The sequence below is a fragment of the Nocardia yamanashiensis NBRC 100130 genome (assembly GCF_001613325.1).
Classification (GTDB): domain Bacteria; phylum Actinomycetota; class Actinomycetes; order Mycobacteriales; family Mycobacteriaceae; genus Nocardia; species Nocardia yamanashiensis.
In genome coordinates this window covers 12,061-24,866 of record NZ_BDCD01000043.1, presented here as the reverse complement: position 1 = coordinate 24,866, position 12,806 = coordinate 12,061, and the positions used below count along the sequence as shown (strand labels likewise).

The following is a 12,806-nucleotide window of genomic DNA, read 5'->3' as shown; positions in this document are numbered from 1 at the left end:
CCTGCAGGCCTCGAGCGCGCAGGCCGGTTCGGAGCCGGTGATCCCGTCATGCGCGGCTCCGATCCCCTGCCGCACAGATCACACTATGGCGTCCCCAGCGCTGGGAGTTGCGGTCAGCGCCGGATGGCGCCGGGCGTTATTCCGAAGTAGCGCTTGCATATTCGAGTGAGATGCGCCTGATCGGCGAACCCTGTCGCCACCGCTACTTCGGCGGGCTGCCCACCAGCCAGCAACAGTCGGCGGGCCCGATTGGCCCGCAGGCGCAACAGGTACGCGTGCGGTGGCAGTCCGTACGCCGCTTTGAACGCGGAGATCAGCCTGCTGCGTGGAATACCTGACGCCGCACTGAGTTCCGCTACAGTGACCGTCTCGTTCCAGCGATCGTGCAGGAGTGCGCGCGCCGAGTCCAGGCCCGCACGGGGCTGGGTGGCGGATAGGGAAACTCGTCCGGTGCGGCCATGCCGCCGCAGCACCGTACCCAAGCCATTGAGCAGCAGTGATTCCGCAGTGAGAGGATCCCCGGTTTGCTCTTGTTCCCGGTGAACCGCGCGCAACGCCGTGAACAACGCGTCATCCCGCACAGCTGTCTCGGGAAACCACACGTCCCCGCCGCCCAGTTCCTCGACCAGCGCGGTGTCGAAATAGAACATCCGATATCGCCAACCGGATTCGGCCGCAGCAAACCCCGTGTGCACCTGCCCCGGATTGATGATCACCAACTGCCCGGCCGGGATCACCACCGTGCCGCCGGCCAGATGCAGGCCCTCGGCGCCCTGTTCTATCACCCCGACCGAGAGCTGTTCGTGGCTGTGCCGATCGAAGGCGAAGGATTCGAATCGGGCTGCCAGCAGATCCACCTGCGGACTCGCCGGGGCCGTCCACAGCCGGGCATGCTCACCTGCTGTATCGGATCTCGCCTTGATGTCGACCTCCGAAATGCCGCGCCACCGCTTTGGCGGCCCGGCCGACCGCCAGTATCGCCCGGAAGTCCAATTCGCTTTCCGCGTAGGGTCCTTCGTCGATCGCTCGAACGTACCAGTCGCCGTACAGATCCATCGAGACGGTTATTTCCGTCAGACCGAACGCGCTCAGGGAGTTCGCCATCCGACGCGCGGATTCCCCATCGACGGCGCCGAAGAAATGCGCCACCGAGATCGGTGCAGTAGAGGTCACCGCAACAGTTTGCGTCGGTCGGGCAGGCCGCTATTCCCAAGAGCAAGAAGACATCACAGGTTTCGGTCGCGCGTCCGCTACGCGATCGCCTCGCGGGCCGCGGCGAGGGTATCGAGCGCTTGCGGGTCGCTGACCTCGAGATCTGCCCAGACCAGGTGGTGGTCGGTATCGGTGGTCTCTACTCCTTGGTTCACGGTCTGGAAATCTCGTGAGGAGTAAATTTGGTCCGGCGCGCCGTCCCAGCCTGGAACGGTTCTGGCGTCGGGCTCCAGTGCCGCACTCATGCCGAGATCCTCGAATGTGCTCCCGTACACCAGCCCCGGGCGATCGGTATTCAGATCGGCCGCGACCACCGCAGGGCCTTCGACCATCCCGCGTACAGCCGTACCGATCTCTCTGGCGTGCTCTGCGCCGGCGCCTTCCTCATAGCTGTGCCCGAAGAACCCCAGCGGCGTCGGATGTAGATTCACCACATTGATTCCGGCGACGTTCACCCGCTGTGCGTATCGGTCGTATGGTTCTACGGATACGCCACGAACCTTGAGGTCGAGCCGGGTGGTCGGCAACCGTTGCGCTTGTGCGCCTTCGATCGGCAATCGGCTCAGCACGGCCAGGCCTAAGTCCTTACCTTCACTGATATGTGATGGGCACATCTTGGTCTCGTAGACGTGTGAATAGCCGAGCAACTCAGCCAGCGTCCGAGCCGTGGAGCCATCCGGACCGATCTCGGACTCCTGCACGTTGATGACGTCGGGGTTGAGGCGTCGCAATTTCTCGGCGAAGTACGGCAAATCCACTTCGCTGTAGTCGAACGCACCCGTCGACAGGGATCGACGACCACCGGCAATGTTCCATGTGACCACACGGAACGGTCGCCGAGGATCACCTCCTGCGGTCTCGCTGGACAACTGCTTACCCAGCGTGATGTCCGGTGGCGACGAGTGCGCCGGGTCGCGGGCCACTACTGAATCGAGGTGAAAGCTCTTGTCGACCTTCCGGAATCTTTCGGCCGCATCCTTTGACGCGGTAGCGAACGACCCGGTGCCGGGCCCGGCGGCAGCCCGTGCTCCGCTCGCGATTCCATGTGTCAACCGCTGGGTGAATCGGATACAGGTCAGCGCGACATCCCGCCCGATCAAGAAGACCTCACCTTCAACCCGATCCCTAGAGCGAAATCCGTCGCCTGAGCCACCGCCGGAAGCTACACCGCGCACCACCCTCGCTCAAACAGGCGTTCACCACTCCTGAGACGATCTGGAGCGAGATCCCCGAGCCAGGGATGAACGGTTATGTCGTTCCAGCACGCCCCAAGATCCTTCCCAAGGATGAGAAGGAGGGTGCTTCACGTTCGAGTAGAGTCGAATTCACCCGCGGAGGTCGGCCTCTCCAGCGCCTCCCCGGGACACGACCAATGCATCGAACACTGCCGTGGAACCTTTCCCCCTCGGATTCTCACTCACGGTCAGTTATCGAGATCTAGCGCATTCTCGCCTGTTCCTTGCCGGTCGCGAACAGCCGCTTTCGGACTCTCGAAATCCATGCCGTCGAGCAGAGTCCGAAAGCGGCATTTCGCGTTTGCGCTCTCTTTCCGCCTTCTAGGCTCTTGATCTGCACGCTCATGCCGTGCTTTGCCGCCTCCGGTGACGCGTGCACCGCGCTCCACTCGACGCCTGAGACTCGCCCCCTGCCAGTCGGGAAAGACTGCGCGCGCAAGACTTCGCGGCCGGCGGTCAGCGCGGCCGCCGGCCGGGCGAATCCGATCGAGACGCCAGTCAGGTCGACCTTCTCATCGCCGGGAACAGAACATCTGAACAAGGATGGAACACTGATTAATGTACCGCTGCTTGACGGCACATAATGCCCGGCGCGTACCGGTCCACTACCGCCAGCGTGTGAGGAACACACCGATGCACTCATCCACCATTTTGCGCAGGCTCGGCACCGCAGCCTTGCTCACCTGCACTCTTCTCGGCGCATCCGCGATCGACATCGCCTCGGCCGCAGCCGGTCCGACAATCCTGCACGCGGCTCCTGGAGGGGGTTCGCACGGCCGCGGCGGAGACCACACGGGTGACCACGGGAGTGGCGGTAGCACCGGCCGGAGCGGCCGCGATGCGCGCGCCGAGGGGACCGGATCGGGTACCGGCCGGAGTGGTTTCGGACCGTCGGGCCGTATCGAGAGCGGAATGAAGCCCGATCCCAATCGGGAACGTTCCGGGCCGGCATTCGAGGCTCATCTGCCCGTTACGGACGAGAGCCGGCGAGGGGAAGACAAGCAGCCGGTCGGCGATGGGGCTTCCGACGCCGCGACGACCGAGAGCAGGGACGCAACCTGCTCCGCGCGCGCGACCCACTGCGACAACTGAACATCTCGCGGAACCGAACGAAGTGGTGCCGGGGCGAAAGCCCCGGCACCACTTCGTTTTACGACAACACGCCGTCGATACACAGGCTCGACGACCGCCAGGTGGGGCCGTGCTGCACCGACATGCCGTCGAATACCCACCGCGAGATCGGGCCGGCCGCTCGCCAGTAGCCGCTGGTGGAGACCTCGTAGACGTCCTCGCTGCCGTCGATGAGCTGGCTGCCCACGCAATAGTCGTTGTAGGAACTGCCGGGCTGCCGGGCGCCCGGGCTGAACAGGCCCCTCGGGTTCTGCACCGCGCCTGGACTATGGACCGTACTGCGGCGTGAGGTCTGCCCCGTTCGCGTCCATGACGGTGCGCCGAAGTGTTCGGTCCCGCAGTTGAAGGCCCAACCCCCCGCGTAGACGGTGTCGCCGGGTTCATAGCCGGTGCCAGCCCACAAACACATCGGTGCACTTGCCTGGGCGGTGGCGGGAACAACCGTTGTGACCAGGCCGAATGCGGCTGCGACGGTCATCAAGGCGGCCGCCGTACGGCGGTGTCGGCGAGTTCGATGGCCGTGAGTGCGGGCATGGGTGCGAGAGGTGGTTGTGGTCATCGACGGCTCCATTCACCGTAGGTCGTTCCGCGCCTGGGCCGATCCGGGCGAGACGCTTTTAACGACACTGAATGTACCGACAAGTAACGGCACGTTGACTGGAGGGCACCTGCCAGGTGTGGGAAGTTCGGCAGGTGCGGCTCCAATTCCCAGCGATGGGAATGCTATTCGCGGGCTCGGAAAGTTCGGAGCCATGATGGGCTGGTGGTGCCACCGGTTGGACCCGACGCCGGTGGTACCACGCCTCACTTGGTTATCCGGATCCGCCGCGCGCGGACCTCAGCTCCCCCACACCGCGGATCAATCACCAAAAGTGATCGGAGGCATGACCTTTTCGGCGTTGTTCCCGGGCGCGTGCTCGCGCAGGCTTGCGGAGCAAGCTTGGGATGAACCGAAGGAATCGCCTTGTCCAAGATCACCCCCTTTCGTATCGACATACCGCAGGACGAGCTGGACGATCTGAACCATCGTCTGGCCCGTACCAGGCTTGTCAGCGAGCTGCCGGTCGCCGAGGTCGCGGGCAAGGTGAATGTCGGCATACCGGTGCGGCCTGGCTGGGAATACGGGGTGCCGCTGTCATATGTGCGTCCGTTGCTCGAATACTGGCGTGACGGGTTCGATTGGCGGGCCCAGGAGCAGCGGTTGAATACCTTTCCCCAGTTCACCACCCAGATCGACGGGCAGCGTATTCATTTCGTCCACGTGCGTTCCCCGGAACCCGACGCGACGCCGTTGCTGCTCGCGCACGGCTGGCCCAGTTCGTTCACCGAATTCCTCGGCCTGGTAGGCGAACTCACCGACCCGCGCGCACACGGCGGTGATCCCGCCGACGCGTTTCACGTGGTGATCCCGTCGTACCCGGGATACGCGTTCTCCGGACCCACCAGGGAAGCCGGCTGGCATCCGGTTCGGATGGCCACGGCCTTCAACGAGTTGATGGATCGGCTCGGCTATGACCGCTACGGCGTGCACGGCAACGACGGGGGCGCGATTGTGGCGCCCGAAATGGGGCGGATCGCGCCGGACCGGGTGATCGGTGTTCATGTCACCCAGATCTTCTCCTTCGCCAAAGGGGATCCGGACGAGCTGATCGGGCTCACCGAAGCGGAGCTGAACCTGGTGCGGTTCGGGCAGAAATTCCTCGAGCACGCCATTCACGACGTCACTCAGAGCGCGCAGCCGCAGACCCTCGGGCACGCGCTGTCGGATTCCCCGGCCGGACAGCTGGCCTGGAGCGGGCAATTGCTCACCGACGCGCTGACCCCGGACGAGATTCTGACCAATGTGTCGATCTACTGGTTCACCAATACCTCGGCGCCGGCCGGGCGATTCTATTTCGAGAACAAGAAGTCGGTGCCGCCTCCGGAGCCGACCACCGTGCCGATCGGGTTGGCGTCCTTCGGGTTCGACTTCAAACCGCCGCGCAAGTTCGCCGAGCGCGACCACAAGAACATCGCGCAGTGGAACGAATACAAGGTCGGCGGCCACTGGTCGGCGCACGAGGCACCCGATCTGCTGCTCGACGATATCCGCGGCTTCTTCGCCAGAGTGATCTGAGGCTCGGGCGGACACGCAGAGATCCGCTGCGCGACAACGCCGTTCATCTCTTCCAATTCACTCCCCGATAGGGGACAACGCGAGTCCTGTCATGTCAGGACACTCAGGGAGAAACAGTGTCACGCTCCACCTTGATTTCACAAAGCCTCGCCGCCGTCGTATCGGCCGGTACCGCCCTGGCGGGCTCGGTCTTCGCCGCTCCCCCGGCCGCGGCCGATACCTTCCCAAATCTGATCGGGCCGGCCGTTCCGGCGGTCGCCGACCTCGATCACAATGGCTATCCGGACGTCGTGTTCAGCGATTTCGTACTCGGCGCGGGAGTCTCGGTGCTGCTCGGAGCGCCCGGCGGCTTCCGGCCCGCGGTGCGCTACGCCACCGGGGCCCAAGCCGACTATGTCGCGATCGCCGATTTCGACCACGACGGTGAATTCGATATGGCCGTCACCAATTTCTCCTCACACGACGTCTCCATCCTCGAGGGCCATGGGGACGGAACCTTCGCGCCCGCAGTCGGTTACGCGACCGACCTGGCTCCCGGAGCCGTGGTAACCGGCGACTACAACCACGATGGAAATCTGGATCTGGCCACCTCCAACCAAGCCCCGTCGTGGTCGATCCTGCTCGGCAACGGCGACGGCACCTTCGCGCCCGCGACGATGATCTCGACCGAGCTGGGGCTGGGTTCGGGTTCGGCCGACGCCGCCGATTTCGACGGGGACGGCAATCTGGATCTGCTACGCGGGAACTACGTCAACAGCACCATCCAGATCTACCGCGGACACGGTGACGGAACATTCGCCGCGCCAACCACTTTCAGCAAGGGTGCGGTGACGGCGTGGTACGGCATGGCCCGTGACCTCAATGCCGACGGCAAACCCGACATCTTGTTCTCGAACCTGGTCACCAGCACGGTTTCCACCCTGTTCAACAACGGAGACGGCACCTTCGGCGCACCCATCGAATACAGCACCGGCGGGCTGCTCCCTCAGTGTTTCGATGTCGCCGATCTCGACGGTGACGGGCTGCTGGATCTGGTGGTCGCCAACGGTGGCACCGCGACCGTCAACGTGCTGCGCGGAACCGCCCCAGGGGTTTTCGCGTCCGCTCCACACAGCTATCCTTCCGGCGGGCTGGTCCCCCTGTCGACGCCGATCCTGGCCGACTTCAACCGCGATGGAAAGCTCGATTTCGTGGTCGGCAATACCATGTCCGGCCAGGTCACATTGCGCTACGGCAATGGCGACGGCACCTTCGGCTCCGCTTTCGATTATTCAGCATGACCCTGCCCTTCGCGGAAACGTCGATACGTATTCTCGACGTTTCCGCGAAGCTGGTGGGTGGCTGTTATACGGAACTGGCGGTCATAGCCGCCGCGACGCTGTTCGCATTCGCGATGCGTTGACCGCGAGCTTCACCCGAGCTGCGTTCGTAGTACTGATCGAACGCGCTGGCGGCTGCGCCGGCAGTCTCCGTTGCTTTGAGACGCGCGTATGCTGCCGACTCGCTACCTTGAAGCTCGCTCATCATGTAATCAACCTGAACCTGCCAATCAGTCACAGGCTTTCCCTGCGCCGCGGCGAACTGCTCGAGCATGTGGCGGCGCCCGCCCTCCCACTGGCACAACCCGATCGCGCCTTCATTCGGGTTGTATGCGCCGGTGTCGAATCCTGATTCGACCTGCATGTTCCCAAGAATTCCGGCGGCTTGAGCGGGAGTGAATCCATAGTGTGTGATGAGGTATCGGTAGATCTCGTCGACTCGCGCGCGCCTTCCAGCCGAGATCGGCTGCGCTGCGGCCGATCTCGCCTCTCCCCCACGCATGGAGTCCCGCGCCCTGCTTGAACCATCCCGTGCGCCGGCATCGCGCTGCCCCACCAGACTGCGCTGCCCCGCCTGGTTGCCCAGATACGGGGACATCCCTGAGGACGCGGGATAGCCGGTTTGCGACGCAGTATGGCCACCTTGCGTGCCGGCCATCGAATCGGCATGTGTTTGAAGTTGTTGCTGGGCCTGTGAGAATTTCTCCCCTGCGGCATGCGTCATACCAAGGATTGTGTTCCCGGCGCGGATTTGTGCCTGCACGCTCGGCTTCGGTTCTATCCCGCGCAGGTAGCCGTCGATGTTGCCTGCCAGGGCCTTCACTTCCTTGTAGGCGTCGCCGGCGATCTGGGTGGATTTCGACGCCAGTTCGGCGATCTCGACGTCTATCGCGCTGAGATTTTTTCGATGTTCTTCGATCTGCGCTTGCTCGACATGATATTTATCTTGCATCTCGCCGGAGCCGATCTGATTTTCGCCCAGCCCGCTGAGGCTCGCACTGGTGATGTTGGCCGCCGAGCCCTTTCCGAGATTATCGAGAAGCAGGTTGAGCACTGTCTCGGAATGCCTGACAAAGGAATTCAGGATGGGCGCGTCAGGCGGCTGCCACAGTGTCACCTTGTCGTTGGCCATCCTTTTCCTTCCGATGCGCACCACGAACGCCGCGACGGCCCCTCACAGGCATCTTCGTATCGTAGTCACCGCGCGCCCGACTTCGTTCCCTGTGCTGGGAACACGGTTCCCTCAACCCGAAACGCGTTCCCAGACCTGGGAACCGCGTTCGACCCTGGGACCCGCGCGGACCACTAGAGTCGAGATTGCTCGAGGATCGCCGCTATCGAACTCCTCGAGCCGGACAACGATGTGCCCGAACACAGTCCTTCGCCCATGAGCGCGGAACATCCTTCCCTCCCATTGGTTTCAACCTCATGGGCAGGCGTGTGCGGACCGGTAACCTCGCGATGCCGGACATTCGTCGTCGACACCGTCGCTTCCGGCCCCGATCGGGGACGGGGCCGGAAGCGACTCGGCACGTGGGTGCGAATCAGAGTTCCGTGCAACCGATCAGTGGGCGCTGCCGGATGTCAGCAGGCCGAAGAGCAGGGCCAGCATGTACTGAAGCTGGGCCGCAGGGGTTTGGGGCTGGTCCATGGTCGAATATCCCTTTCGCACAACGATATCGCGGTCGACTCTGGCAACGCTCGCGGCACCGAGCAACCCCAAACTTTTTAGGGCCACTTATCTTTCCGGAGCGACAGCGGCACTTCTCGCCCCGTCGAAGACACTCACCGAACATTGCCCATGGAGATTGGGGCAGTGGAAACTATGTCGGTTGATTGGATCGGCCTGCGGCTATCGTTTACCCAGCTCGGTTCCGGCGGTTCGAGGGAATCGGAGCGGCCAGGGTGTACCGGCCGATGGTGACCGATGGAAAGGGCTTGTGGATAGTGCGAGTTTTTGTGAACGCTGCTGTGCTTGCCGCCATTTCGGCGGGCGTATTGCTGGGAGCGGGCCAGGCCGGTGCCGCACCGGTGGCGGACTCGACCGGGTCGAGTTCGGGTTCCTCGGGGAGCCTGATCGGCGCGCTGGTGTGCGCGCTGCAGGGCGGCGTTTCGGCGTCGACCGAGACGACTCCGCAGCATTGCGCACTGCCGACCACCTGACGTCGGTCCGCTAGCGGCCGACGGGCGCGGCGTGGACCGTCAGGAGTTCAGCACCTCGGCGAGGTCGGGGTCCTGCTTCAAACGTTGTTCGACAAGGCGGTTCACCAGCGTGGCCGTGGTGGGGCCGAGCAGGGAGGAGACGGCGGACACCCGGTCGGCGAAACGGGCCAGGTCGGCGGCGGTGCGTTCGGAGTCGGTATAGGGCTCGAAGGCGAACTGCTGCAACAGGTCCACGCTGCGGCGGGCGATGCGGTCACAGTCGGCGTGCAGGCGTTCGAGCTCACGCAAGATGTCGGTGTTGGGGACACCAGCGGCGGCGAGGCGGTCGAGGAAGTGGGCGAGTTCCGGGTCGGCGATGCGATAGTTGGCGGCGTCGACCGGCTGGAAGACGCCGGCGGTCACGACCCGGGCCAGCCCGTCGGGGACATCGGCGAAACGTTCCTGAAGTTCGGTCGCCGGGATCAGTTCGGTGGCGTCGGCGATGACAGGCTGGATGTCGGAGTCGCTCACGCCCAGCACGCGGCCCAGGTCCTCGCCGCGATCCCAGGCGGCGAGCAGTTCCTTGATGCCGTTGAGTTTGATGCCGCGCTCGAGCAACCGCGTGATGGTGCGGACGCGATTGAGATGCTCTTCGCCGTAATAGCCGGTCCGGCCGCGGACGGCGGGCGGTTGCAGGACGCCTCGTTCGTGATACACGCGCACACTGCGCACCGTCGTCCCGGCGGCGCGCGCGAGGTCGTCGATCGTGTATTCGGCGGCTCCCATATCTCAAGGAAACCACATCGCGCCGCCGAGTGAACCAAACCCATGTCTCATTGCCCGTCGAGCCATCGCCGGACGGGTAGTTCCCGGTCGGGTGATCACGAGCTGGGTGGTGTCACGCCGGGTGTCAGGTGCCACGGTAACCTCTTCCCGCCCTTGGTAATTCACGGCGGTTCCGACCGCATGGCGGGTTCTATCCTGGCGCGATGAGCGAATCGTCGCATGCGCGCGTGAGCCCCGTCGAACGGGAACGGGCGCTCACGGAGCTGTCGTGGCATTTCAGCACCGGCACGTTGTCGGTGACGGAGTTCGATCAGCGCAGCGCCCAGGCCCTCGATGCCGGCAGCCGTGACGAACTCGCGGTGTTGTTCCTCGATCTGCCGCGCGTACCGGCCGAAGCGCCGGAGCCACTGGATGCCACGATGTCGCGGCTGGTCATGCGCACGGCGGCGATCAGCACGCTGGCGATCGTATTGTGGCTGACCTTCGGCAGCACCTTGTGGTTGTTGCTGCTCGTCGCGACACCGGTGGTCGTGCTGGCCGGAATGCGTGGGCGCTACCAGCGGCTATGGGGACGGATGTAATTGGCGAGGTCCACCAGGCGGTATCGGTGCAGGCGGTCGGGGGCGTGGTGAGCCAGATCCCGCAGCGTCGATTCCAGTCCTTTTCGTAGTCCTTTCACCGTCACCGGGAAGCCCAGGACGGTGTCGCCGGGACGTTCGGGGCGGCCGTCGCCGCGCAGGCATTCCAGCGCCGCGCCCAGCAACAGCACCCGCAATTGAATGGCGCGCGGATCTTCACTGAGTTCTTCCAGACGCTCGGCCGCGGCATCGAGGTCGGCATCGCCGATCTCGGTGACCGGGCGGGACAGCAGCAGCAGGCATCCGGTGAGGCGGGTGAGCGCGAAGTGCCGTGAGGTCGGCGGCACCTGGTCGAGTACCTCGACAGCGGCGGTCAACGCGCCGTCGGCCACCAACCGGCGCGCCAATCCGACCGCGGCACTGACCACACCGTGATTGACCTGCCATACCGTCCGATAGCCCGTCAGCGCCGCCTCCTGCCAGCGGGCCTTGTCACGTGCGGCTTCACCGCCGCTTTCGAGGATCAGCTCCGCGGTGGCGGCCTGGGCCAGGAGCGGGGCGATTTCGCCGGGGAGCGCGGCGCTCACCGTCGCGAAGTGCCGGTGGGCGGGCTCGTAATGTCCGTCGAGCAGGGCGGCCACCCCGACATACCAGTCGATGCGCCAGTCCACGCCGTAGCGCGGGTGCAACTCGGCCAGCAGCCGGCAGGCGGGGACGGTCTCGCCGAGATCGAGGTGTGCCCGCACCGCGGTGAGCGCGCCCTCGAGTTCATAGGATTCCGGAGCGGCCAGGACGCCGGCGACGATCCGGGAATTGGTGCGCTGCAACGCATCCAGGGAGTGGCGGGGCTCGCCGTGCAGCAGACTCGACAGCAGCGGCGCGGCGGGATCCTCACTGTCGATCAGGGGCACCGGCAGCGCGGCCACCACGTCGTCGGCGGTGAAGCCGGATTCGCGGCGGACTCCGGTGACGATGCCGTCCGTGCGGGAAATGAGTGCATCGATTCCGAAATCGCCTCGCAGGGAACCGAATTCGACCGAGGGCTGGGGATGCTCGATCCCGGTGTCGACGGCCAGTGCCATGCGGAGCACGCCCGCGAGCTGGCAGTACATCGAGTACGCCGACGGGAAGCGATGTTCGGGGCGCGGATGAGTGGCCCGGCGCAGCAGCCGGTACAGCGGTTCGTAGCGGTGCAGCTGGGGTTGGGTGTCGAGGGCGGGCAGTTCCGGGAGGTAGTTGCCGTTGCCGTCGCGCGGCAGGTCGCATACCAGCGCGGCCAGGGTGCGGCCGACGGTGTGGATGTCGGAGGCGACGGTGGGTCCGGTCTCGGTGAGTTCGGGTGCTTGGTAGCCGGGGGTGCCGTAGATGCTGCCGAAGGAGTCCACGGCCGCGACCGCACCCAGATCGATCAGTTTGACCTCCTCGGCGCTGACCATGATGTTGTCGGGTTTGAGGTCGTTGTAGGCCAGCCCGAAGGAGTGCAGATAGTCCAGTGCGGGAAGGACTTCCATCACATACGCGATCGCCTCGGCGACCGGCAGCCGGTCCGGGCCGCGTTCGTCGACCATGGTCTTGAGCGATCGTCCGCTCACGTACTCCATGACGATGTAGCCCTCGGCGGTCTCCCCGCGCTCGCCGTGCTTGACGAAGTTGTAGATCTTGACGATGCCGGGATGCGCTACCTCGGAAAGGAATTGGCGTTCGGCGACCGCCACGATGTGGGCTTCGAAGTCGAGCGGGTTCTGCAGGCCCTTGAGCACTACCCAGCGGTCGCTGACATTGCGGTCCACGGCCAGGTAGATCCAGCCCAGTCCGCCGTGCGCCAGACAGCCCTGGACCTCGTATTGCCCGGCGACCAGATCGCCGGGCTGCAGGGAGGGCCGGAAGCAGAACGGTGATCCGCAGTGCGGGCAATTGCCCGCGATGACCGCCGGACGATCCTGATGGCGGCGGCCGACCGGTCGCTCACACTTCCAGCAGAACCTTTTGGGCTCTGGCACTTCGGGATTCGACAGCACCACGGTCAGCGGATCGACCGAGGTGAGGCGAGGTAATTCCACCAAACCGCCACCGAGGCGGCGCACGCTCGGACGAGACATCCGGCCGGAGGACACCAGAGCGGGCATGGCGGCTCCGGCCAGCGCGACGGTGGTCCAATCGCTCATGGCCGGAGAACCGACGGTAGGCGAACCACCTTGGGGTGCGGGGACATCGGCCGGACCGGGTGCGGCGGTCACGCGCGGGCCGGGCCCCCCGCGCCGGGTGGCCCAGGGATGGGGCACCCGGC

General features: G+C 65.0%; 11 protein-coding genes. 4 read left to right on the top strand and 7 right to left on the bottom strand.

The genetic code is table 11. The annotated features are described in order from the left end of the window. Window positions 1-113: 113 nt before the first annotated feature. The 4 genes from NY1_RS37270 to NY1_RS37255 all read right to left on the bottom strand — a co-directional run bounded on the left by NY1_RS37270 (window position 114) and on the right by NY1_RS37255 (window position 3,834). Window positions 114-857, bottom strand: a complete 744-nt coding sequence (locus tag NY1_RS37270; RefSeq protein ID WP_084536071.1) for an AraC family transcriptional regulator — start codon at window positions 855-857, stop codon at window positions 114-116. 37 nt (window positions 858-894) lie between these two features. After that, window positions 895-1,173, bottom strand: a complete 279-nt coding sequence (locus NY1_RS37265; protein WP_157762727.1) for a hypothetical protein — start codon at window positions 1,171-1,173, stop codon at window positions 895-897. A 77-nt stretch (window positions 1,174-1,250) separates the two neighbouring features. Continuing rightward, window positions 1,251-2,312 carry an endonuclease/exonuclease/phosphatase family protein gene (locus tag NY1_RS37260; RefSeq protein WP_157762726.1) on the bottom strand — a complete coding sequence of 354 codons (1,062 nt, stop codon included), beginning with the start codon at window positions 2,310-2,312 and terminating at the stop codon, window positions 1,251-1,253. A 1,285-nt stretch (window positions 2,313-3,597) separates the two neighbouring features. Beyond that, window positions 3,598-3,834 carry a hypothetical protein gene (locus NY1_RS37255; protein ID WP_067721979.1) on the bottom strand — a complete coding sequence of 79 codons (237 nt, stop codon included), beginning with the start codon at window positions 3,832-3,834 and terminating at the stop codon, window positions 3,598-3,600. Between the two features lie 708 nt (window positions 3,835-4,542). Here NY1_RS37255 and NY1_RS37250 point away from each other — a divergent pair. Both NY1_RS37250 and NY1_RS37245 read left to right on the top strand, forming a co-directional pair. Next, window positions 4,543-5,694, top strand: a complete 1,152-nt coding sequence (locus NY1_RS37250; RefSeq protein WP_067721978.1) for an epoxide hydrolase family protein — start codon at window positions 4,543-4,545, stop codon at window positions 5,692-5,694. Between the two features lie 116 nt (window positions 5,695-5,810). After that, window positions 5,811-6,974 (top strand): FG-GAP repeat domain-containing protein, encoded by a 1,164-nt coding sequence (locus NY1_RS37245; protein ID WP_157762725.1) that lies wholly within the window; start codon window positions 5,811-5,813, stop codon window positions 6,972-6,974. A gap of 64 nt (window positions 6,975-7,038) precedes the next feature. On the opposite strand, the gene NY1_RS37240 is transcribed toward NY1_RS37245, so the two are convergent. Beyond that, window positions 7,039-8,145, bottom strand: a complete 1,107-nt coding sequence (locus NY1_RS37240) for a phage tail tip lysozyme (RefSeq protein WP_067721975.1) — start codon at window positions 8,143-8,145, stop codon at window positions 7,039-7,041. Between the two features lie 827 nt (window positions 8,146-8,972). On the opposite strand from NY1_RS37240, the gene NY1_RS37235 reads away from it, so the two are divergent. Continuing rightward, window positions 8,973-9,176 carry a hypothetical protein gene (locus NY1_RS37235; protein WP_157762724.1) on the top strand — a complete coding sequence of 68 codons (204 nt, stop codon included), beginning with the start codon at window positions 8,973-8,975 and terminating at the stop codon, window positions 9,174-9,176. Between the two features lie 39 nt (window positions 9,177-9,215). On the opposite strand, the gene NY1_RS37230 is transcribed toward NY1_RS37235, so the two are convergent. Then, window positions 9,216-9,941 (bottom strand): MerR family transcriptional regulator, encoded by a 726-nt coding sequence (locus NY1_RS37230; RefSeq protein WP_067721971.1) that lies wholly within the window; start codon window positions 9,939-9,941, stop codon window positions 9,216-9,218. Window positions 9,942-10,144: 203 nt separating this feature from the next. Between NY1_RS37230 and NY1_RS37225 the strand changes: the two genes are divergently transcribed. After that, window positions 10,145-10,522, top strand: a complete 378-nt coding sequence (locus tag NY1_RS37225; protein ID WP_067721970.1) for a DUF1707 SHOCT-like domain-containing protein — start codon at window positions 10,145-10,147, stop codon at window positions 10,520-10,522. On the opposite strand, the gene NY1_RS37220 is transcribed toward NY1_RS37225, so the two are convergent. Further along, entirely contained in the window at window positions 10,495-12,684 is a 2,190-nt protein-coding gene (locus NY1_RS37220; protein WP_233434654.1) for a serine/threonine-protein kinase, read from the bottom strand. The two genes, NY1_RS37225 and NY1_RS37220, sit on opposite strands and share 28 nt — an antisense overlap. Between the last annotated feature and the right edge of the window lie 122 nt (window positions 12,685-12,806).

Bases quoted from the DNA above. Each gene is read 5' to 3' on its own strand.
- NY1_RS37230 (WP_067721971.1), bottom strand. From the start codon at position 9,941: ATGGGAGCCGCCGAATACACGATCGACGACCTCGCGCGCGCCGCCGGG.
- NY1_RS37240 (WP_067721975.1), bottom strand. From the start codon at position 8,145: ATGGCCAACGACAAGGTGACACTGTGGCAGCCGCCTGACGCGCCCATC.
- NY1_RS37225 (WP_067721970.1), top strand. From the start codon at position 10,145: ATGAGCGAATCGTCGCATGCGCGCGTGAGCCCCGTCGAACGGGAACGG.
- NY1_RS37220 (WP_233434654.1), bottom strand. From the start codon at position 12,684: ATGAGCGATTGGACCACCGTCGCGCTGGCCGGAGCCGCCATGCCCGCT.